Origin of the sequence: Paracoccus sp. SCSIO 75233 (assembly GCF_027912675.1) — a bacterium.
GTDB lineage: Bacteria > Pseudomonadota > Alphaproteobacteria > Rhodobacterales > Rhodobacteraceae > Paracoccus.
Window position 1 is genome coordinate 2024734 of the sequence record NZ_CP115757.1, and the last position, 21182, is coordinate 2045915.

The following is a 21182-nucleotide window of genomic DNA, read 5'->3' on the forward strand; positions in this document are numbered from 1 at the left end:
GGCCGGGATCAGACGAATTGTTCGCGGGTCAGCCGCTCTTCCAGCCCGTGACCGGGATCGAACAGCAGCCTGTGATTTATCGCCGGCTCCGATCTGATCTCCACGGCACGAACGGAATCGACACCGCGCGAATCCGCGTCCGCCATCACCGGGCGCTTATCCGCCTCCAGCACGTCGAAGCGGACCACAGCCGATTTCGGCAGGATCGCCCCACGCCAGCGACGCGGCCTGAATGCCGCGATCGCGGTCAGCGCCAGCACATCGGAGCCGACTGGCAGGATCGGTCCGTTCGCGCTGTAGTTGTAAGCCGTCGACCCCGCAGGCGTACATAGCAAGGCACCGTCGCAGATCAGCTCATCCAGCCGCACCCGCCCGTTCACGGAGATACGCAGCTTTGCCGCCTGCGGACCGGCGCGCAGCAGGCTGACCTCGTTAATCGCGAGCGCCGTATAGTCGCGGCCATCCGCCGTGGTCGCGGTCATCGCCAGCGGGTTGGTCACGGTCTCCTCCGCCTGCGCGATGCGTTCGGGCAGGTCATCGGCGGAAAAATCATTCATCAGAAAGCCGATCGTGCCGCGATTCATCCCGTAAACCGGCAGGCCGCGATTCTCGTGCATGACGCTCAGCATCAGCCCGTCACCGCCGAGCGCCACGACCACATCCGCCTCACGCCACGGCGTCTGGCCGTATGATCCGGTCAGATCAGCCAAAGCCTTCTGGGCGGTTTCGGTCTCGCTGGCGATGAAATGCATCTTCATGCCGCCATCATGGCGGCACCGTCGGCAGTGTCCAGAAGCAATCGCGATGCGGGGGCTTTGACAGCGCGCAAAAAGCCGCTAAACCGCCGCTATTCCGAGCCCAAGGAGCCGCCCATGAACCGCGATCAATTCTTTACCGAGACCCTCTCTGCCGCCGACCCGGAAATCGACGCCGCCATCGGCAAGGAGCTTGGCCGTCAGCGCGATGAAATCGAACTGATCGCGTCGGAAAATATCGTCAGCAAGGCTGTTCTTCAGGCACAAGGCTCGGTTCTGACGAATAAATATGCGGAAGGCTATCCGGGCAAGCGCTACTATGGCGGCTGCGAATATGTCGACGTCGTCGAAACCCTTGCAATTGAACGCGCAAAGCAGCTTTTCGGCGCTGAGTTCGCCAATGTGCAGCCCAACTCCGGCAGCCAGATGAACCAGGCTGTGTTTCTGGCGCTGCTGAAACCGGGCGATACCTTCATGGGGCTGGACCTGAATTCCGGCGGTCACCTGACGCACGGCTCGCCGGTGAATATGTCGGGCAAGTGGTTTAACGTGGTCAGCTATGGCGTCCGCGCGCAGGACAATCTGCTGGATATGGAAGACATCCGGGCCAAGGCGCTTGAGCATAAGCCGAAGCTGATCCTTGCCGGTGGCACGGCTTACAGCCGGGTCTGGGACTGGGCCGAATTCCGCAAGATCGCGGACGAAGTCGGCGCATGGCTGATGGTCGACATGGCCCATATCGCCGGTCTCGTGGCTGGCGGCGCGCATCCCTCGCCGGTGCCGCATGCCCATGTGGTGACCACGACCACGCATAAATCCCTGCGCGGCCCCCGTGGCGGGATCATCCTGACCAATGACGCGGATATCGCGAAGAAGGTGAATTCCGCCGTGTTCCCCGGCCTTCAGGGTGGCCCGCTGATGCATGTGATCGCGGCGAAGGCGGTCGCGTTCAAGGAGGCGCTCGATCCGTCCTTCAAGGACTATGCCGCGCAGGTGGTGAAGAACGCGCAGGCCATGGCCGATGAACTGATGAAAGGCGGCATCGACATCGTTTCCGGCGGGACCGACAACCATCTGTGCCTCGCCGATCTGCGGCCCAAGGGCGTGACCGGCAAGGCTGCGGAAGCCGCTCTCGGGCGCGCCAACGTCACCTGCAACAAGAACGGCGTGCCGTTCGACCCGGAAAAACCCTTCGTCACCTCCGGCATCCGCCTTGGCGCGCCCGCAGGCACCACGCGCGGCTTCAAGGAAGGAGAATTCCGCCAGATCGCCCGCTGGATTGTCGAGGTCGTCGACGGGCTCGCCGCCAATGGCGAGGACGGGAATGCGGAGATCGAAAGCCGCGTCAAGACCGAGGTTCAGGCGCTCTGCGCCCGCTATCCGCTTTACGAGGGTATGTGAGCCCAGATCCATCTCAGGCCGGCGCAACCCGCCGGCTTGAACGACGGCTCGGTGACTGGGCACGCGCCCGGCTGCCCGGTGCCGTTGCCGATCTGGTCATGTTCACGCTGAAAATGGGCTGGTCTGCCTTGTTCGGCGGGCTGCTGCTGATTGCAATCCTGCTCAGCAAGACCATCTGGCAGGCGGATTGGGCGCTGCAACGCTATGACGCGCTGTTTCTGTTTGCGATCTCCGTTCAGGCGCTGCTGCTGATCCTGCGCATGGAAAGCTGGTCGGAGGCCCGTGTCATCCTGCTGTTCCACCTGACCGGCACCGCAATGGAGCTGTTCAAGACCTGGGCCGGATCATGGGAATACCCCGAAGCGGCCATATTCCGCATTGCGGGCGTGCCGCTGTTTTCCGGCTTCATGTATGCCTCGGTCGGGTCTTTCATCGCGCGGGCCATTCGCAATTTCGACATGCGCTATGTCCCCTACCCGCCCTTCTGGCAGACTGTGCTGCTGGCGGTCGCGATCTATGTGAATTTCTTCGCCCATCACTATCTGCCCGACATTCGCTGGCTGCTGTTCGCAGGCACGGTGCTGGTCTATGGCCGCACGATGATCTGGTTCAATACCGGACGCTGGTACCGGATGCCGATGGTGCTGGCGGCGTTTATGGCCAGCCTGTTCCTGTGGATCGCCGAGAATATCGGCACAAGCACCGGCACCTGGCTTTATGCCGGGCAAACCGAGGCACAGATGGTCAGCCTCGCCAAGATCGGGTCATGGTATCTGCTGCTTTATGTCAGCTTCGTGACCGTGACCATCGCAGCCCCCGGTGCCATCATCGGCGCACGCCGCCCCGATGTCGGCGCGTCCCCCATTGCCGAGCCGCAGAAGCAGGGATAGCCTGCCCGAAATTCAGATGCAGGAGTCTATCATGGCCCAACCGCAAAGCTGGGAACAACGCGCCGAGGAATTCAGCTTCTACGGCTTCACCGACCTGCCGAGCGTTCATCAACGCGGCACGGTCGTCGTCACCCACGGCGAGGGGCCGTATATCTTCGACACCAACGGCAAGCAGTATCTCGACGCCAATTCCGGGCTGTGGAACATGGTCGCCGGTTTCGACCATAAAGGGCTGATCAAGGCCGCGAAGGCGCAATATGACCGCTTCCCCGGCTATCACGCGTTTTTCGGGCGCATGTCGGATCAGACCGTAATGCTTTCAGAAAAGCTGGTCGAGGTTTCCCCCTTTGATCGGGGCAAGGTGTTCTACACGAACTCCGGCTCAGAAGCCAATGATACGATGGTGAAAATGCTGTGGTTCCTTGGCGGTGCCGAGGACAAGCCGCAGAAGCGCAAGATCCTGACCCGCTGGAATGCCTATCACGGGGTGACGGCGGTTTCGGCCTCGATGACCGGGAAACCTTATAATGAGGTGTTCGGCCTGCCGCTGGACGGATTCATCCATCTCGGCAGCCCGCATTACTGGCGTTTCGGCGAAGCGGGCGAGACCGAGGAGCAGTTCACGGCCCGGCTGGCAAAGGAGCTGGAAGAGGTGATTGCGCGCGAAGGTGCCGACAGCATCGCCGGGTTCTTCGCCGAACCTGTGATCGGCGCGGGCGGGGTGATCCCGCCGTCGAAGGGCTATTTCCAGGCCATCCAGCCGATCCTGAAGAAACACAGGATCCCGCTGATCGCGGACGAGGTAATCTGCGGCTTCGGGCGCACCGGCAACACCTGGGGCAGCCAGACCTATGATTTCGTGCCTGATGCGATCATCTCGTCCAAGAACCTCACGGCGGGAATGTTCCCGATGGGTGCTGTGATCCTCGGGCCGGACCTCACCGACCGGCTGGATGCCGCCGTCGAGGCAATCGAGGAATTTCCCCATGGCTTCACTGCGTCCGGCCATCCGGTCGGCTCCGCCATTGCGCTGAAAGCCATCGACGTGGTGATGAATGAAGGGCTGGCCGACAACGTCAAACGCCTTGCCCCGCGGATGGAGGCAGGTCTGCGCGATATCATGAACCGCTCCGACCATATCGGAGAGCTGCGCGGCGTGGGCTATATGTGGGCGCTGGAGGCCTGTCTGGACCCGGCGACGAAAACCCCGTTCGCGGGCGATCTGTCGGTGTCCGAGCGCATCGCCAATACCTGCACCGATATGGGGTTGATCTGCCGCCCGCTGGGTCAGTCCATTGTCCTCTGCCCGCCCTTCATTCTGACCGAAAATCAGATGGACGAGATGTTCGAGAAGCTGGAAAAGGCACTCAACAAGGTGTTCGCCGAAGTCGCATAGCAGTTCGGGCCGGGGCGCATCGGTTGCAGCATGACATCAGCGGTCATGCGCCCACGGCCTCCTGCCCGTCCGCTGCGCGACGCTGTCCACACGCAGCAGGCCATTGTCGAAACGCAAGGAAATGGCCCCGCTGCGGCGCAGTCGGGTGGCATCGAAAACCTCGCACCCGCCTTGCAGAGGCGGAAGCGGCTGGTTTGAAACAATGATGTGAGCGGGCCGGCAGAGTTCACGCGCTGCCATCTCCGCCCCCTTCCCGGTCAGATGGATCACCTGAGCCTCACCGAATGACGCAGCCCGCTGCTTCGCGGGTCCGTGCCATGCCGTTCGGGACGCGGCCTCCACCTGAGAGGCGCTGTCACCATCCTTCTCCAGCCATTTCTGCACGGCAAATGCGCCGCCTTTCGGCTTGGAGACCGCTCTGCCCTGCTCCGTCACAAGACCGACGGCATCCCCCTCACGGGAGATCAGCAGCGCGGGCCGCAATGCCTGCTGCCAGGACAGAAAACCGAACCCGATAAGCGCCATGCCCGGGAGCCAGCGCAGGTTTCGCCATGCCGGCCGATCCTTGCGGCTCAACACGGAAACGACGGCGCCGAAGCCGATCAGGGGCAGAACCCAGCGGCCCGGCTGCACGACATTGCTGACCGCGCCATCCAGCGACGCGACCCATTCACCGACCAGCAGCATCCACTGCGTACCAAGCCTCATGACCAACAGTGCCGGATCTGCCAGTCCGACCGGTGCCAGAACCGCCGCAACCGCACCCATCGGCATGATCAGCGTTCCCGTCACCGGAATAACCAACAGATTGGCCAGAACGCCGTAATGCGCCAGACGGCTGAAATGCGCCGCCGCTATCGGCGCGGTCGCTGCACCTGCCACCAGCGAGGTCACAAGCAGCATCAGGACTGGCCGCAGAAACCACGGCAGCACCCTGCCCCATCTTTGCCACGGCGGGTAGATCAGGATCAGGGCAACCGTTGCAGCAAAGCTCATCTGGAAGCCCGGCGTCAGCAATGCCTCCGGCGCGAGTGCGAGAATGATCGTCGCCGCCAGCGCGACCGTGCGCAATGACAATGCACGCCGCCCGCAAATGACCGCGCCGAGCATCACCGTCACCATCAGAAAAGCACGTTCAGTCGCCACGCCGCCGCCGGATAGCCAAAGATAGGCAGCCGCCGCCAGGATCGCCCCGAACGCCGCCAGCCGATGTGCTGGCAGCGTCAAAGCCCGGCGCGTTATCGCCTGAAACCCGACGATCACGATTCGCAAGGCGGCAAACACGAACCCGGCCAACATGCCCATATGCAGCCCGGAAATTGAAATGATGTGATAGAGATTGGCGTCCCGCATCATCCGGTTCGTCGCCTCGGCAATGCCGCTGCGATCCCCCGTCATCAGCGCGGCGGCCACTGCGCCCGCCTGTCCGCCGATGCGCCGCTGGATCTCCGCCGAAATGCTCATCCGCAGCCGATGCAGGCGCATTGCCCCGCCGTCCTGCGCCGGTTCGACAATCAAAACCGGCGTACGTGCGTAACCAATCGCGCCAAGTCCCTGAAACCACGCCGCACGGCGGAAATCGAACCCGCCCGGCTCCGCCGGTCCGGGTGGCGGGCCAAGATGGCCGGTCAGCATAACCCGCGTTCCCGGCGGCGGCTTGGCGGTCACACCCGCAGGCAAGGACACCCGCAGCTTGCGCGGTATCCGCTCCGGGGGGATGCGGGTCAGCCGGGGTTGGTCGAGCGTGATCCTGATCCGGTCGCGGGCGGAACGGTCAATCTTGATCACGCGCCCCTCTATCGGGCCGTAATAGCGAAACCTCAGCACCGGACCATCGACATAGCCCGCGCGCATGCTGGTCAGCAGAAAACCCGCAGACAGAAACAGGAGCGCGAAGCCAAGAAGCCTCGCCCGCTCAGCGGCGACCGGCTTACGGAAAAACCATAGCGATCCGCCCATGATCGCGGGTATTGCCGCCAAGGCGTTCGACAGCAGCCCCGGCTGCACCGGCAACGCGAACCAGAGCCCGATTCCGAGCGACATCCAGACCGGAGCCCAGGGCATCAACCCGGCATGTTCCACAAGGCCGCCACGCTTGCTGACGGTCGCCATTCTTGTTCTTTCGCAGCCCCTTCGTTATCCCTGCGCCAACCGTAAACCCATTTCCCTTGCGAAAGGGTTAGCGCCCCTGCCGCGACCCTTGTTCCATTGAAAGGCCCGCCATGACCGACGCCGTCGTTACCCGCTTTGCGCCCTCTCCGACCGGATATCTGCATATCGGCGGCGCGCGCACCGCCCTGTTCAACTGGCTCTATGCGCGCGGACGGGGCGGGAAATTCCTGCTGCGGATCGAGGATACGGATCGCGCCCGCTCGACCCCGGAAGCCACCGAAGCGATTCTGGACGGGCTGCGTTGGCTGGGGCTGGACTGGGACGGGGAACCGATCAGCCAGTTCGCCCGTGCCGAGCGTCACGCCGAGGTCGCGCGCGAAATGCTGGAAAACGGCCATGCCTATCGCTGCTATGCCACCCCGGACGAGATCGCCGCGTGGCGCGAGGCGCATCCGAACCGACCCTTCCAGTCGCCCTGGCGCGACAAGGCCGATCAGCCCGATGCCCCTTTCGCCATCCGGCTGCGGGCTCCGCGTGAAGGCGAGACGGTGATTGCCGATGCCGTGCAGGGCGATGTTACCGTGCGCAATGATCAACTCGACGATATGGTCCTGCTGCGCAGCGACGGTACACCGACCTATATGCATGCCGTCGTTGTGGACGATCACGATATGGGCGTGACCCATATCATTCGCGGTGACGACCACCTGACGAACGCCGCGCGTCAGGCACAGGTCTATGACGCAATGGGCTGGGATCGCCCGGTTTTCGCCCATATCCCGCTGATTCACGGCACGGATGGCAAGAAACTGTCGAAGCGTCACGGCGCGGTCGGGCTGCATGAATATGCCGCTATGGGTTACCCCGCAGCCGCGATGCGCAATTATCTGGCACGCCTTGGCTGGGCGCATGGCGATGATGAGCTGTTTGACGATGCCCAAGCGCGCGCGTGGTTCGATCTGGACGGTATCGGACGCGCCCCGGCCCGGCTGGATTTCAAGAAACTCGACCACGTCTCCGGCTGGCATATCGGCCAGATGGATGACGCGACGTTGTTGAAAGAAATCGCCGCCTTCCGCGCCGCCAACAACGAGCCGCCGCTGACGGAAACGCAGCTCGCCCGCATCACACCGATCCTTCCTGCGTTGAAAGAAAAGGCAAAAAACCTGCCCGGCCTTCTGGAACAGGCCCATTTCGCCCTCATCGACCGCCCCATCGAACCGGATGAAAAGGCGGCAAAAAACCTCGATCCGGTATCCATTGGTATGCTGTCGGAATTGACTGCCGCACTGCAGCATGCTACGTGGTCCCGAGAAGAGTTGGAGCAGGCTGCGAAGACAGTTGCAGAGACTCACGGGCTGGGCCTCGGAAAGGTCGCGGCACCGTTGCGGGCTGCCCTGGCTGGGAAAACCTCTACCCCCAGCGTGTTCGATATGATGCTTGCGCTTGGCCGCGACGAGGCCCTTGCGCGACTGCAAGATCAGGCGGGCTGAGCCCGTTCCCATCCCCGACGCCTCATCGCGTCGGCCCAAGCGAAGGAAACCGGAAATGGCTGACACTAAACCTGCGGTCCTGTCTGTCTACGGCAAGGAAATTGAGCTTCCCGTACTGACACCGACGGCTGGCCCGGAATGCGTCGACATTCGAAAACTTTACGGTCAGGGCGACGTTTTCACCTATGACCCGGGCTTCACCTCTACCGCATCCTGCGATTCCGCCATCACCTTTATCGACGGCGACAAGGGCGAGCTTTGGTATCGCGGCTATCCGATCGAACAACTCGCGGACGGCTCTCACTATCTGGAAGTCTGCTACCTGCTGCTTTACGGCGAACTGCCGAGCAAGGAGCAGCTTGATGATTTCGAGCGTCGCGTGACCCGTCACACGATGGTTCATGAGCAGATGCACAATTTCTTCCGCGGGTTCCGCCGCGATGCGCACCCGATGGCGACAATGGTCGGCGTTGTCGGCGCAATGTCGGCCTTCTACCACGATTCGACCGATATCGGTGACCCGTGGCAGCGCGAAGTCGCCTCCATCCGGCTGATCGCGAAGCTGCCCACGATTGCTGCGATGGCGTATAAATATTCCATCGGGCAGCCCTTCGTGTATCCGCGCAACGATCTCGATTACGCGTCGAACTTCCTGCATATGTGTTTCGCCGTCCCGGCAGAGGAATATAAGGTCGATCCGGCGCTCGCGCGCGCCATGGACCGGATCTTCACGCTTCACGCCGATCACGAGCAGAACGCTTCGACCTCCACCGTACGCCTCGCCGGTTCCTCGGGCGCGAACCCGTTTGCCTGCATCGCGGCAGGGATTGCCTGCCTGTGGGGGCCTGCGCATGGCGGCGCCAACCAGGCCTGTCTGGAAATGCTGCGCGAAATTGGCAGCGTCGACCGCATCCCGGAATATATCGCCCGCGCCAAGGACAAGGACGATCCGTTCCGCCTGATGGGCTTCGGTCACCGCGTCTACAAGAATTTCGATCCGCGTGCGAAGGTGATGAAGGAATCGGCTGACGAGGTTCTGGAACTGCTCGGCGTTGAGGATAACGAGACGCTGAAAGTCGCCAAGGAGCTTGAGCGGATCGCCCTTGAGGACGAATATTTCGTCGAGAAGAAGCTCTATCCGAACGTGGACTTCTACTCCGGCATCATTCTGGAGGCTATGGGCTTCCCGACCTCGATGTTCACCCCGATCTTCGCGCTGTCGCGCACCGTCGGCTGGATTTCGCAGTGGAAGGAGATGCTGTCGGACCCGCAGGCCAAGATCGGCCGTCCGCGTCAGCTTTATGTCGGCGAGGGCAAACGCGACTATATCCCGGTCGAAAAACGCTGAACGGCGGGTATCAGCAACAAAGAAACGGCCCCGGTATTCCGGGGCCGTTTTCTTTTGTATTCTGGAAATGAAAAGCGCCGCCCAAAGGGGCGGCGCGCTATTTTCGCCCTATGGCTCGATCAGCGGCGGTTGAACAGCGCCCAGCCACCTTTGACCGCCATCGCGGCAATCACGGCTTTCACGACAGCACCGATCAGGAACGGGACGGCGCCCGCCATGACTGCAGCTTGCCAGCCCATGCCGGTGACGAGTTTCAGACCCAGCACGCCCGGGACGAACAGCAGAAGCGCCGGAATGAACGCAGCGAGGAACAGCTTGCCGAAGCCCCGATCAAAGCCACGCTCAACCAGCCAGCCGGTCAGCCAGGCCATGCCGACAAAGCCGATCAGGAAGCCAGTGGTCGGCCCCATCATGTAGGGCAGTCCGCCGCCGCCATTCGAGAAGACCGGAAGCCCGACAGCACCTTCGGCCAGATAAGCGATCAGCGTGACCGCCGCCAGACGCGAGCCATAGGTCAGCCCGATCAGGGAAATGGCAAGGGTTTGCAACGTCATCGGAACAGGGAACATGGGCACCGAAGCCTGTGCCGACAGCGCCAGAAGCATCGTACCCGCCAAAACGAGCATCACGTTTCTGGTCAGTGAGCGGCCCGGAAGCGCAGCTTGCGAAAGTGTCATCTATATGTCCTCTGCTTGGATATTCACATTCGCACGATTTTGACCGTTCCAGTATGAAAGTCAATCTTCCCGGCAGTGCTTGCAGTCCCTTGGCCGCTATGCAAAAGCAATCGGCATGAACAAAAGCAGTCAAAAACTGGCACTGGTGACGGGCGCATCGCGTGGGCTGGGCACAGCCCTGGCTCAGGCTCTGGCAAAGCGCGAATACCATATCATTGCTGTCGCCCGAACCACAGGCGCATTGGAAGAACTGGACGACCGCATCCGGGCCGCAGGAGGGCAAGCTCCGACACTCGCGCCGATGGATGTCACGGAACCGCAAGCCATGATGCAACTGGTGAAAGCGATTGCGGAACGCTGGGGCGGGCTTGACCTGTGGGCGCATTGCGCGATCTTCGCCGCGCCGCTGACCCCTGCCGGCCATGTCGATGGCAAGGATCTGGCAAAGTCGCTCGCGATCAATGTCACGGCAACGCAAAACCTGATCGGTCTTGTCGAACCGCTGTTACAGGCGCGCAGCGGCACCGCCATAATCCCGGATGATCCACGCGCCGGAGAGAAATTCTTCGCCGCTTATGGTGCAAGCAAAGCCGCGCAGATGGCGCTGGCCCGGAGCTGGCAGGCGGAATCGGAACGGCTCGGCCCGCGCGTTATAATGCCGCAGCCTGCACCGATGCCGACGGCAACACGCGCCCGCTTCTTTCCCGGGGAAAACCGCGATCCGCTGTCAAGCTGCGAGGCAGAGGCCGAAAAGATCATCGCCGGGTTGCAAGACTAACTGAGGCGTCAGGTTTCCCACCCATCAACGTGGTCTACCGCGCCGATCGCCATCCACTGCGCCCGCGCACGCGCGATCTGCGTATCACCCCATGTCCGGAACACGATGGTGAAACCTTCGCGGTTCACCTCATCCGCCCTGATATCAAGACGTTGATTGGCTTTTGTATCGATATCCCACATCGATAGCCCGACCGTGACAACCGGCGGCGACCGAAACGCGTCCTTAAACCGGACTTCCACGCGCTTCTCGCGCTCGCCCCGCCCGGACCACATTTCACCGCCGTTCTCAAAATGCGAGAACAGCAGGACTTCGCCGTTCAGAATACCGACCGAATGCGGACTCACAAGATACATGCGCACCCTCGCTGTCGCTTAAAAAGCGAGAAAAAAATGGCCCCGAAGAAACCCTCGGAGCCATTAGCCGAAAAGACGGATCAGATCAATCAGTCAGGGAAATTCGCCGAGTTCGGATCGAGCCCGATATGGGCGCCCAATGCTTCCATGTCGGCAAGCAGCTTCGCGGCCGCAGCGACAACACCTGCCGCCGCACCTTGCTGCTCTTCCCGCTGCTCCGCCGCTTTCTTCTTCCGCAGGGCAGCACGCATCATTTCGTCGAAAGCGTCCTGATCCATATCTTCGCGCTTGCGACCGATTTCGGCCAGAAGCGAGACGGATTCGCCGTTGATTTCGGCAAAGCCGCCCGAGATCGCGAATTCCGATTCCGTGCCTTTGTCGTCGATCACCGTGACCAGACCGGGGCGCAGGTTGACGATGGCGGGCGCATGGCCCGGCATCGCCGTCAGATCGCCATCCTCGCCTGGCAGGCGGACCTCACGCACGGGAACGGACAGCAGGTTCCGTTCCGGCGCGACAAGGTCGAACTGCATGGTGTCAGCCATGATCCCCCCTTACGCCGCTTCCGAGGCGAGTTTCTGGGCCTTGGCTTTCACATCCTCGATGCCGCCGACCATGTAGAAGGCCGATTCCGGCAGGTGGTCGTATTCACCGGCCACAACCGCCTTGAAGGAGGAGATCGTGTCTTCCAGCGGCACCTGCACACCGTCCGAGCCGGTGAAGACCTTGGCGACGTCGAAGGGCTGCGAAAGGAAACGCTGGATCTTCCGGGCACGGGCCACGGTCAGCTTGTCCTCTTCCGACAGTTCGTCCATGCCGAGAATGGCGATGATGTCCTGCAGCGACTTGTATTTCTGCAGGATACCCTGAACGTCGCGGGCAACCTGATAATGCTCCTCACCGACAACACCCGGATCGAGGATACGGCTGGTCGAGTCGAGCGGGTCCACGGCCGGGTAGATACCCAGCTCCGAAATCGCGCGCGACAGAACCGTGGTTGCGTCGAGGTGGGCGAAGGTTGTGGCCGGTGCCGGGTCGGTAAGGTCGTCGGCCGGAACGTAGACGGCCTGGATCGAGGTGATCGAACCGGCTTTCGTCGAGGTGATGCGTTCCTGCATCTGGCCCATGTCAGTGGCCAGCGTCGGCTGGTAGCCCACGGCAGAGGGGATACGGCCCAGAAGTGCCGACACCTCGGACCCCGCCTGCGTGAAGCGGAAGATGTTGTCGACGAAGAACAGAACGTCGGTGCCGGTCGCGTCGCGGAACTGCTCGGCCAGGGTCAGGCCGGTCAGCGCAACCCGCATCCGCGCACCCGGAGGCTCGTTCATCTGGCCGTAAACCAGAGCCACCTGCGATTCCGCCAGATTGTCGGGTTTGATAACGCCGGATTCGACCATTTCGTGATAAAGGTCGTTGCCCTCACGCGTCCGCTCGCCAACACCGGCGAACACCGAGTAACCCGAGTGCACTTTCGCGATGTTGTTGATCAGTTCCATGATCAGAACCGTCTTGCCCACACCGGCACCGCCGAACAGGCCGATCTTACCGCCCTTGGCGTAAGGGGCCAGCAGGTCGATAACCTTGATGCCGGTGACAAGGATTTCCGACGAGGTCGCCTGCGAGGCGAAGTCCGGGGCGGGCTGGTGGATGGCGCGGGTTTCGCCGACATTCAGCGCCTCGCCTTCGTCCACGGGTTCACCCACGACGTTCAGGATGCGGCCCAGCGTCACATCGCCGACCGGCACCTGGATCGGCGCGCCGGTATCCGAGACCGGGGTGCCGCGGACCAGACCTTCGGTCGCGTCCATTGCAATGGTCCGGACGGTGTTTTCGCCCAGATGCTGCGCCACTTCCAGCACCAGACGCTTGCCGTTATTCTCGGTCTCAAGCGCGTTCAGGATCGCCGGCAGATGTTCATCGAACTGCACGTCCACAACGGCGCCGATGACCTGCGTGATCTTACCTTTTCCTTTGGCCTCTGCCATGTGTTTTACCCCTTTGCGGTCAGAGCGCCTCTGCGCCCGAGATAATTTCAATGAGTTCGCTGGTGATCGCCGCCTGACGTGAGCGGTTATATTCGGTCGTCAGCTTGTCGATCATTTCGCCGGCGTTGCGCGTTGCGTTATCCATCGCGCTCATCCGTGCGCCCTGTTCGGACGCGGCGTTTTCCAGCAGCGCGGTGAAGATTTGCGTAGCGACAGCGCGCGGCAGAAGATCGGCGAGGATCACCTCTTCGCCCGGCTCGTAATCATATTCGGCGGAGACGGCGTCAGCGGCGCTGTCTTCGCTTTCCTCGATCACGGCGGGGATGATCTGGCGCGAGGTCGGAACCTGGCTGATCACCGATTCAAAGCGGTTATAGAACAGCGTCGCCACGTCGAAATCGCCGGTCTCGAAGCGTTCCAGCACGTCGTCGGCGATGTTGCGGGCGTGTTCATAGCCCAGCTTCTTCACCTCGGACATATCGACATGGTTCACGAACAGCTTGCTGTATTCGCGCTTGAGCTGCTCGCGGCCCTTCTTGCCGACGGTCAGGATGGAAACCTCTTTCCCCTGTCCGCGCAGCTTGTCGGCATGCAGCCGGGCCAGCTTGACGATGGAGGAGTTGAAGCCCCCTGCAAGCCCGCGTTCCGAAGTCAGCACGACCAGCAGATGACGCTTGTCATCGCCGGTTCCGGCCAGAAGCCGGGGTGCGCTGTCGGAATTCGCCGCCTTCTCCGCCAGCCCCGCCACGACCGCGTTCATGCGGTCGGCATAGGGGCGTGCGGCCTGCGCGGCCTCCTCGGCGCGCCGCAGCTTGGCTGCGGCGACCATCTGCATCGCCTTGGTGATCTTCCGCGTCGACTTGACGCTGTTGATCCGGTTTTTGAGATCCTTGAGGCTGGGCATCTATCCCTCCTCTCAGGCGCGGGTGTTGTTGTAAGCGTCCAGAGCAGCCTTGATCGCGTCTTCCAGATCACCGGCGACCTTGCGGTCATTGGTGGTGATATCGTCCAGAAGATCGGCCTTCTGGTTGCGCAGATACTGGATCAGACCCTGCTCCCAGGCCACGACGTCGCCAACCGGGATGTCGTCAACATAGCCGTGCGTACCGGCATAGATGACGATCACGATCTCGGCGTTCGTCAGCGGCTGGTATTGCGGCTGCTTCATCAGCTCCGTCAGGCGCGCGCCGCGGTTCAGCAGCTTCTGAGTCGCGGCATCGAGGTCGGAGCCGAACTGCGCGAAGGCCGCCATTTCGCGATACTGCGCCAGTTCCAGCTTGACCGGACCGGCGACCGATTTCATCGCCTTGGTCTGGGCCGACGAACCCACACGCGACACCGACAGACCAGTGTTCACGGCCGGGCGGATACCCTGGAAGAACAGATCGGTTTCGAGGAAGATCTGGCCGTCGGTGATCGAGATCACGTTGGTCGGGATATAGGCCGACACGTCACCCGCCTGAGTTTCGATGATCGGCAGCGCGGTCAGCGAGCCGCCGCCATAGTTCTCGTTCAGCTTCGCCGAACGCTCCAGCAGGCGGGAGTGCAGATAGAAAACGTCACCCGGATAGGCTTCACGTCCCGGCGGACGGCGCAGCAGCAGCGACATCTGACGATAGGCGACGGCCTGTTTGGACAGATCGTCATAGATGATCAGCGCGTCCATGCCATTGTCGCGGAAATACTCGCCCATAGCGGTGGCGGAGTACGGGGCGAGATACTGCATCGGTGCCGGGTCAGACGCGGTCGCGGCGACAACGATGGAGTATTCCATCGCGCCGGTCTCTTCCAGCTTCTGCACCAGCTGGGCCACGGTCGAACGCTTCTGACCGACGGCGACATAAATGCAGTGCAGCGTTTTCACGCCATCCGCCTCGCGGCCATTATAGTTCTTCTGGTTCAGCATCGCGTCCAGAGCCACGGCGGTCTTGCCGGTCTGACGGTCGCCGATGATCAGTTCCCGCTGGCCACGGCCAACCGGGATCATGGCGTCGATGGCTTTCAGCCCGGTCGCCATCGGCTCATGCACCGATTTCCGCGGCATGATGCCCGGCGCTTTGACGTCGGCCACGGCCATCGTCGGATTGTCGATCGGGCCCTTGCCGTCAATCGGATTGCCAAGCGCGTCCACGACGCGACCCAGCAGGCCCTTGCCGGTCGGCACTTCCACGATGGAGTTCGTGCGCTTGACGGTGTCGCCTTCCTTGATGTCGCGGTCGTCACCGAAGATAACCACACCGACGTTGTCGGTTTCGAGGTTCAGCACCATCCCGCGGATACCGCCGGGGAATTCGACCATCTCGCCGGCCTGCACCTTGTCGAGACCGTAGACGCGGGCAATCCCGTCACCGACCGACAGCACCTGGCCCACTTCGGCCACTTCGGCATCCTGACCGAAGTTCTTGATCTGATCCTTGAGGATCGCCGAAATTTCGGCAGCCTGGATTCCCATTATCCGACCTCTTTCATAGCATTCTGAAGGGAAGCGAGCTTGGATTTGATCGAACTGTCGATCATCTGCGAGCCCAGCTTGACAATCATGCCGCCGATAAGGCTGTCATCGACGCGTGCATTGAGTTTAACCGTCTTGCCCGATTTCTCGGCCAGCGTGTCGGTCAGACGCTTTTTCTGTTCGTCGCTCAGTTCGGTTGCGGACACCACATCCGCCGTCACCTCACCCCGTTCGTCAGCGATCAGCGCGCGAAGCTGGCCGACGAATTGCGGCAAGGTGAACAGACGGCGGTTCTGCGCCATCAGTTTCAGCGTATTCGCCAGCGGACCCGAAAGGCCCATCTTCTCGGCAAGGGCGGCGATGCCCTTGCCCTGCTGATCACGGCTGTAGATCGGCGAGGCAATCAGATCGCGCAGAGCATCGCTTTCGTCCAGTGCGGCACCGAGATCGTCGATTTGCGACGCAAGCTGGTCGACCCCCCCCGATTCCTTGACGATGTCGAACAATGCCTGCGCATAGCGCCCGGCGATCGAGGCGGAAATCGAAGCGGAGTTTGCCACGGTCATCCTTCCGGTTAGCGCGTAGCCCCGCTGGCAGGCCGCCATGAAGGGCGGTCGGTCGCGGGGCGTGCGGGTCCTGGGGCCGACGATCACCGGCCCGTTATCTCGGGGTGGTCTCTAGCAATTGTTTTCCGCACCCGCAACCGCCTTGAAGCAGGGTTTCACAGTGTTTTTGATCCGGAGTTCGGTGTTTGACGCTGCAGCACAGCAATCGGCGACAGGGTTTCACGCCCGCAGCCATGTGAATCCGTTTATTTTGCAGGCGCGGCAACTCTTTCCGATGCGTCACGACGCGGCGCGACAAAAAACCGATTTGTCGGGCGATTTCGTCAGTCGGTTAATATATTTCTTCGCAACCCTTCGCGCGCCCGTTCCGGCGTCGGGCCACGCGCGGGCCGGGGCCGTGCGATTCCCTCCAGCACATCAAGCGGGCTTGGCACGCTGACACGCGAGCCCGGTTCGACAGGTGCGTGGGCCTGTTTGGAAAATTCCGCCCATGTCACGCCAGCAACCAGCACGGACGAAATCCGCATGCCGATCTTTTCCCACCACATCGCGCTGCGCAGCCAGAAGCGCCGATCGGAGGGCGGAATGTAAATCGCAGCCCCGGAGCGTTCCGTGACGAAGCCCGCCTCCTCCGCCTGCCGTTCAAGCTGACCCGCGGTATAGCTGCGGCCAAATCCGAACGGCGTGTCATCCGTTCGCGCCCAAAGCCCCGCCCGGTTCGGCACCATGACCAGCATCCGCCCCCCGGGACCAAGCGCGCGCCACGCCTCTGCCAGCAAGGCAGATGGGTGATCGGATGCCTCCAACCCATGAAGAAGCACTAGCCTGTCGACACTGCCGGTATCGACCGGCCATGCCGTTTCATCGCAAAGCACGCTGTGATTGGCGGCCCCTGCGGGCCATGCCATCACCCCTTGCGGCCCCGGCATCAGCCCGATCACCCTGCGGGCGTGGGCGAGGTATGGCCGCAGCATCGGCACGGCGAAACCATATCCGACCACATTCATTCCCGTCGCCTTCCCCGGCGGCCATGTCGCAATCAGCCGGTCACGCAGGATCCTCTGCGCCACCCGACCGAGGGAGCGGTTATAGTAGAAACGTCGCAGGGCGATAACGTCGTGATGCATGGGCCCGGCTTGCAGCGAATACTCTCACAGGCCACACTGCCCGCAAATGACCGGAGGTTGCAATGTCCCATGCCGAGATCGTCACAATTCGCTGTCGCACAGATAATTACGCCTATCTTCTGCGCGCGCATGATCGGACCGCTTTGTTTGACGCACCCGAAGCAGCCCCGATTCTGGAGGCACTGGCGGAACGGGGCTGGGAACTCGACCAGATCCTGCTGACCCATCATCACAACGATCATATCGCAGGCGTGGCGGAGCTGGTTGCAAAGACCGGCGCAAAGGTGACCGGGGCAAAGGCTGATGCGCATCGCCTGCCCCCGCTCGACATCTCGGTCTCCCCGGGCGACATCTGCGAGGCCGCCGGGCTGGACGCCGAAGTCATCGACGTATCGGGCCACACGGTCGGGCATATCGCCTTTCATGTCGCGCAGGCCGAAGCGGCGTTCACCGGCGACAGCCTGATGGCGCTCGGCTGCGGGCGGCTGTTTGAGGGAGATCCGGCCATGATGTGGGACAGTCTGATGCGGCTGAACGAACTGCCGGGCAATACGCTGATCTGTTCCGGCCATGATTATTGCGCCGGAAACGGTGCCTTTGCCCTGTCTGTCGACGACCGCAACGACGCGCTGCGCCAGCGAATCGAGGCGACCGCAAGCGCCGAACGCCCCTGTGCGCCGGCCACGCTGGATGAGGAACGCGCAACCAACCCATTCCTGCGCGCCGCGGCACTTGCAGCCTCGCTCGGCGCGGACACGCCCGCCGATGCCTTCGCGAAACTTCGCAGCATGAAAGACCATTTCTGATCCGCCAACGGACCTTGAAACCATCAACACAGAAGCCCAAATTGTCAGCAACAGCGGAAGATTTCGGCGTCATCAGGCAGTTTTGACTTGAAACGCGGCGAAATCCACCAATCCTTATAGTTATGATGACAGTCTGTGCAGGTGGGCATTCATGTCCAAACCGCCGGACAGACTGACAGGAGAAGCACGTGCCTTCATTTTCGACATCTCTGGAGCAGGCCATTCATGGCGCTTTGGCGCTTGCCAATGAACATCGGCATGAACTGGCGACACTGGAACATCTGCTGCTCGCCCTGACCGATGAACCCGACGCCGTCCGTGTCATGCGGGCGTGTAATGTCGATCTGGCGGAGCTGCGCCAGAACCTGACCGATTTCATCGAAGACGATCTTTCGACGCTCGTGACCGATGTCGAGGGGTCCGAGGCCGTCCCGACCGCCGCATTCCAGCGGGTGATTCAGCGCGCGGCGATCCATGTGCAGTCATCGGGTCGCGCGGAAGTGACCGGCGCGAATGTTCTGGTCGCCATTTTTGCAGAGCGCGAATCCCACGCCGCTTATTTCCTGCAAGAACTGGATATGACACGCTACGATGCGGTGAACTTCATCGCCCACGGCGTCGCCAAGAACCCCGAATTCAGCGAGGCGCGTCCGGTTACCGGCTCCGACCAGAATCAGGAGGAGGAGGCGCAGCAGCAGTCGCAGAACCAGAAAGAGGAAACGGCGCTTGAAAAATACTGCGTCGATCTGAACGCGAAAGCGATTGGCGGCGATGTCGATCCGCTGATCGGTCGCGATGACGAGGTGGAGCGCTGCATTCAGGTGCTGTGCCGCCGCCGCAAGAACAACCCGCTTCTGGTGGGCGATCCCGGCGTCGGCAAGACCGCCATCGCCGAAGGTCTCGCCAAAAAGATCGTCGAGGGCCAGACCCCCGATGTGCTGTCCGGGGCCACGATCTATTCGCTCGACATGGGCGCGCTGCTGGCCGGCACCCGCTATCGCGGCGATTTCGAGGAGCGGCTGAAAGCCGTCGTCAAGGAGCTGGAAAACCACGAAGACGCGATCCTGTTCATCGACGAGATTCACACGGTGATCGGTGCCGGTGCGACCTCGGGCGGGGCAATGGATGCCTCCAACCTGCTGAAACCCGCACTGGCGGGCGGCAAGCTGCGCTGCATGGGTTCCACCACCTACAAGGAATTCCGTCAGCATTTCGAGAAGGACCGCGCGCTGTCCCGCCGGTTCCAGAAAATCGACGTGAACGAGCCCTCGGTGCCGGACTCCATCAAGATCCTCATGGGTCTGAAACCGCATTTCGAATCGCATCACGAGCTGCGCTACACCAATGACGCGATCAAGACGGCGGTCGAACTGGCCAGCCGCTATATCAACGACCGCAAGCTGCCCGACAGCGCCATCGACGTGATTGACGAGGCCGGGGCGGCGCAGCATCTGGTGGCGGAATCGAAGCGCCGCAAGACCATCTCCGCGAAGGAGATTGAGGCCGTGGTCGCCAAGATCGCCCGAATCCCGCCGAAGAAAGTCAGCAAGGACGATGCCGAGGTGCTGCGCGATCTCGACACCACGCTGAAACGCGTCGTGTTCGGGCAGGACGCCGCCATCGACGCGCTGTCCTCTGCAATCAAGCTGTCGCGTGCGGGCCTGCGTGAGCCGGAAAAACCGATCGGCAATTACCTGTTCGCGGGTCCGACCGGCGTCGGCAAGACCGAGGTCGCCAAGCAGCTTGCCGACACGCTGGGCGTGGAACTGCTGCGTTTCGACATGTCCGAATATATGGAGAAACATGCCGTCAGCCGTCTGATCGGCGCGCCTCCGGGCTATGTCGGCTTCGATCAGGGCGGACTTCTGACCGATGGTGTCGACCAGCATCCGCATTGCGTGCTGCTGCTGGACGAGATCGAGAAAGCCCATCCCGATGTCTTCAACATCCTGCTGCAGGTCATGGATCACGGCAAGCTGACCGACCATAATGGCCGTGCGGTCGATTTCCGCAATGTCGTGCTGATCATGACCTCGAACGCGGGCGCTGCCGATCTGGCCAAGGCCGCCATCGGCTTCGGTCGCGACCGCCGCGAGGGCGAGGATACGGAAGCGATTGAAAAGACCTTCACGCCGGAATTCCGCAACCGTCTGGACGCCATCATCAGCTTCGCGCCGCTCTCACGCGAGGTGATCGTGCAGGTGGTCGAGAAATTCGTGCTCCAGCTGGAGGCGCAACTGATGGACCGCAATGTCCATATCGAACTGACCCCTGCCGCCGCGAACTGGCTGGCGGAGCGGGGTTATGACGACAAGATGGGCGCGCGACCGCTTGGCCGGGTGATTCAGGAATCGATCAAGAAGCCGCTGGCGGAGGAACTGCTGTTCGGACGCCTGCAAAAAGGCGGCGTGGTCAAAGTGCGGATCGAGGACGACAAGCCAGTCTTTGAAATCTCCGGTCCCGACGCGCCGCGTATCGGCGGCAAGAACAATACGCCGCTGCTGACGGCTGACTGAAGACATGAAGGGAGCTTGGGCCAAAATCCAAGCTCCCTGCAATTCTGCCTAATTGAGAATGATAAGTACTGTGTCAGCCGGACAGCACGGCATCTCTATTCACATTCAAGTTTTGGCTTGCGAAAATCGACGATGGTGTAGCTGCCTGCACCGTTTTTCTGACCAATGAATGTGTATACACATTCCCACTCGGATATTCCCCCGGTGGTTGTCGCCATCCCCGTTATATAGCCACCAGTTTCATACCCGCTATAATTGGTCGTGGCTGGCATCATCATGCTTTCTGTTTTTTGCCAGATGAATGCACGACGTCCGTCAGGTAGATCAATCGCCCCTGACGGCCGACCATAATCCATCATCACTTCAGTAACGTCCTTGCCGATGTAACCCTGCATTACCTGAGAGGCACACCCCGCCAGCATGAACGTTACCGCGAAAACCAGTCTGATCATTACAAAACCTTTCGAGCAGATCGCGCCATTACGGTTAACGCGATATAATAACGCTGAAAAATTTTAAAGTTC

At 61.7% G+C, this 21182-nt stretch carries 19 protein-coding genes; 8 read left to right on the forward strand and 11 right to left on the reverse strand.

Annotation, left to right across the window (positions count from 1 at the left end):
* Positions 1-8 precede the first annotated feature (8 nt).
* Positions 9-758: an NAD kinase gene (locus tag PAF12_RS09815; RefSeq protein ID WP_271106751.1), complete on the reverse strand. Its 750-nt coding sequence runs from the start codon at positions 756-758 to the stop codon at positions 9-11.
* 114 nt (positions 759-872) lie between these two features.
* Here PAF12_RS09815 and glyA point away from each other — a divergent pair, with 114 nt between their 5' ends.
* From glyA to PAF12_RS09830, 3 genes are read left to right on the forward strand one after another with little or no spacing between them, the layout of a single operon-like run.
* Complete coding sequence (gene glyA / locus PAF12_RS09820; protein WP_271106752.1) at positions 873-2156, forward strand: serine hydroxymethyltransferase; 1284 nt, start codon at positions 873-875, stop codon at positions 2154-2156.
* Positions 2153-3046, forward strand: a complete 894-nt coding sequence (locus tag PAF12_RS09825; protein ID WP_271106753.1) for a DUF817 domain-containing protein — start codon at positions 2153-2155, stop codon at positions 3044-3046. The genes glyA and PAF12_RS09825 overlap by 4 nt, the downstream gene beginning before the upstream one ends.
* Before the next feature lie 31 nt (positions 3047-3077).
* Positions 3078-4442, forward strand: a complete 1365-nt coding sequence (locus PAF12_RS09830; protein ID WP_271106754.1) for an aminotransferase — start codon at positions 3078-3080, stop codon at positions 4440-4442.
* Positions 4443-4478: 36 nt separating this feature from the next.
* Here PAF12_RS09830 and PAF12_RS09835 read toward each other — a convergent pair whose 3' ends face one another.
* Entirely contained in the window at positions 4479-6554 is a 2076-nt protein-coding gene (locus tag PAF12_RS09835; RefSeq protein WP_271106755.1) for a ComEC/Rec2 family competence protein, read from the reverse strand.
* Positions 6555-6664: 110 nt separating this feature from the next.
* Here PAF12_RS09835 and gltX point away from each other — a divergent pair, with 110 nt between their 5' ends.
* On the forward strand, positions 6665-8047 hold the full coding sequence (gene gltX, locus PAF12_RS09840; protein WP_271106756.1) for a glutamate--tRNA ligase: 1383 nt from the start codon (positions 6665-6667) through the stop codon (positions 8045-8047).
* Between the two features lie 55 nt (positions 8048-8102).
* Positions 8103-9395, forward strand: a complete 1293-nt coding sequence (gltA, locus tag PAF12_RS09845) for a citrate synthase (protein ID WP_271106757.1) — start codon at positions 8103-8105, stop codon at positions 9393-9395.
* Between the two features lie 119 nt (positions 9396-9514).
* Here the strand turns inward: gltA and PAF12_RS09850 are convergent, their stop codons facing one another.
* The gene (locus PAF12_RS09850) at positions 9515-10072 is read right to left on the reverse strand and encodes a biotin transporter BioY (protein ID WP_271106758.1); all 558 of its coding nucleotides are present in this window, start codon (positions 10070-10072) and stop codon (positions 9515-9517) included.
* A 115-nt stretch (positions 10073-10187) separates the two neighbouring features.
* Here PAF12_RS09850 and PAF12_RS09855 point away from each other — a divergent pair, with 115 nt between their 5' ends.
* Positions 10188-10850 (forward strand): SDR family oxidoreductase, encoded by a 663-nt coding sequence (locus PAF12_RS09855; RefSeq protein WP_271106759.1) that lies wholly within the window; start codon positions 10188-10190, stop codon positions 10848-10850.
* Positions 10851-10858: 8 nt separating this feature from the next.
* Here PAF12_RS09855 and PAF12_RS09860 read toward each other — a convergent pair whose 3' ends face one another.
* The 7 genes from PAF12_RS09860 to PAF12_RS09890 all read right to left on the reverse strand — a co-directional run bounded on the left by PAF12_RS09860 (position 10859) and on the right by PAF12_RS09890 (position 17336).
* A complete protein-coding gene (locus PAF12_RS09860; protein WP_271109684.1) occupies positions 10859-11206 on the reverse strand; it encodes an H-type lectin domain-containing protein in 348 nt (115 codons plus the stop codon).
* Between the two features lie 89 nt (positions 11207-11295).
* Positions 11296-11751: an ATP synthase F1 subunit epsilon gene (gene atpC, locus PAF12_RS09865; RefSeq protein ID WP_271106760.1), complete on the reverse strand. Its 456-nt coding sequence runs from the start codon at positions 11749-11751 to the stop codon at positions 11296-11298.
* Positions 11752-11760: 9 nt separating this feature from the next.
* Positions 11761-13191, reverse strand: coding sequence for a F0F1 ATP synthase subunit beta (gene atpD / locus PAF12_RS09870; RefSeq protein WP_271106761.1), 1431 nt, complete (start codon positions 13189-13191; stop codon positions 11761-11763).
* Between the two features lie 19 nt (positions 13192-13210).
* On the reverse strand, positions 13211-14095 hold the full coding sequence (locus tag PAF12_RS09875) for a F0F1 ATP synthase subunit gamma (RefSeq protein WP_271106762.1): 885 nt from the start codon (positions 14093-14095) through the stop codon (positions 13211-13213).
* Positions 14096-14107: 12 nt separating this feature from the next.
* A complete protein-coding gene (atpA, locus tag PAF12_RS09880; protein ID WP_271106763.1) occupies positions 14108-15643 on the reverse strand; it encodes a F0F1 ATP synthase subunit alpha in 1536 nt (511 codons plus the stop codon).
* Positions 15643-16209, reverse strand: coding sequence for a F0F1 ATP synthase subunit delta (locus PAF12_RS09885; RefSeq protein ID WP_271106764.1), 567 nt, complete (start codon positions 16207-16209; stop codon positions 15643-15645). Before PAF12_RS09885 ends, atpA begins: the two co-directional genes overlap by 1 nt.
* A gap of 323 nt (positions 16210-16532) precedes the next feature.
* Positions 16533-17336, reverse strand: coding sequence for a methyltransferase domain-containing protein (locus PAF12_RS09890; protein WP_271106765.1), 804 nt, complete (start codon positions 17334-17336; stop codon positions 16533-16535).
* 62 nt (positions 17337-17398) lie between these two features.
* On the opposite strand from PAF12_RS09890, the gene gloB reads away from it, so the two are divergent.
* Both gloB and clpA read left to right on the forward strand, forming a co-directional pair.
* A complete protein-coding gene (gene gloB, locus PAF12_RS09895) occupies positions 17399-18142 on the forward strand; it encodes a hydroxyacylglutathione hydrolase (protein WP_271106766.1) in 744 nt (247 codons plus the stop codon).
* 188 nt (positions 18143-18330) lie between these two features.
* Complete coding sequence (gene clpA / locus PAF12_RS09900; protein WP_271106767.1) at positions 18331-20658, forward strand: ATP-dependent Clp protease ATP-binding subunit ClpA; 2328 nt, start codon at positions 18331-18333, stop codon at positions 20656-20658.
* Between the two features lie 95 nt (positions 20659-20753).
* On the opposite strand, the gene PAF12_RS09905 is transcribed toward clpA, so the two are convergent.
* Positions 20754-21110 (reverse strand): hypothetical protein, encoded by a 357-nt coding sequence (locus PAF12_RS09905; RefSeq protein ID WP_271106768.1) that lies wholly within the window; start codon positions 21108-21110, stop codon positions 20754-20756.
* Positions 21111-21182: the final 72 nt, after the last annotated feature.

Coding starts and splice junctions, on each gene's coding strand:
- PAF12_RS09815 (WP_271106751.1), bottom strand. CDS start 758: ATGAAGATGCATTTCATCGCCAGCGAGACCGAAACCGCCCAGAAGGCT.
- glyA (WP_271106752.1), top strand. CDS start 873: ATGAACCGCGATCAATTCTTTACCGAGACCCTCTCTGCCGCCGACCCG.
- PAF12_RS09830 (WP_271106754.1), top strand. CDS start 3,078: ATGGCCCAACCGCAAAGCTGGGAACAACGCGCCGAGGAATTCAGCTTC.
- PAF12_RS09835 (WP_271106755.1), bottom strand. CDS start 6,554: ATGGCGACCGTCAGCAAGCGTGGCGGCCTTGTGGAACATGCCGGGTTG.
- gltX (WP_271106756.1), top strand. CDS start 6,665: ATGACCGACGCCGTCGTTACCCGCTTTGCGCCCTCTCCGACCGGATAT.
- gltA (WP_271106757.1), top strand. CDS start 8,103: ATGGCTGACACTAAACCTGCGGTCCTGTCTGTCTACGGCAAGGAAATT.
- PAF12_RS09850 (WP_271106758.1), bottom strand. CDS start 10,072: ATGACACTTTCGCAAGCTGCGCTTCCGGGCCGCTCACTGACCAGAAAC.
- PAF12_RS09855 (WP_271106759.1), top strand. CDS start 10,188: ATGAACAAAAGCAGTCAAAAACTGGCACTGGTGACGGGCGCATCGCGT.
- PAF12_RS09860 (WP_271109684.1), bottom strand. CDS start 11,206: ATGTATCTTGTGAGTCCGCATTCGGTCGGTATTCTGAACGGCGAAGTC.
- atpC (WP_271106760.1), bottom strand. CDS start 11,751: ATGGCTGACACCATGCAGTTCGACCTTGTCGCGCCGGAACGGAACCTG.
- atpD (WP_271106761.1), bottom strand. CDS start 13,191: ATGGCAGAGGCCAAAGGAAAAGGTAAGATCACGCAGGTCATCGGCGCC.
- PAF12_RS09875 (WP_271106762.1), bottom strand. CDS start 14,095: ATGCCCAGCCTCAAGGATCTCAAAAACCGGATCAACAGCGTCAAGTCG.
- atpA (WP_271106763.1), bottom strand. CDS start 15,643: ATGGGAATCCAGGCTGCCGAAATTTCGGCGATCCTCAAGGATCAGATC.
- PAF12_RS09885 (WP_271106764.1), bottom strand. CDS start 16,209: ATGACCGTGGCAAACTCCGCTTCGATTTCCGCCTCGATCGCCGGGCGC.
- PAF12_RS09890 (WP_271106765.1), bottom strand. CDS start 17,336: ATGCATCACGACGTTATCGCCCTGCGACGTTTCTACTATAACCGCTCC.
- gloB (WP_271106766.1), top strand. CDS start 17,399: ATGTCCCATGCCGAGATCGTCACAATTCGCTGTCGCACAGATAATTAC.
- PAF12_RS09905 (WP_271106768.1), bottom strand. CDS start 21,110: ATGATCAGACTGGTTTTCGCGGTAACGTTCATGCTGGCGGGGTGTGCC.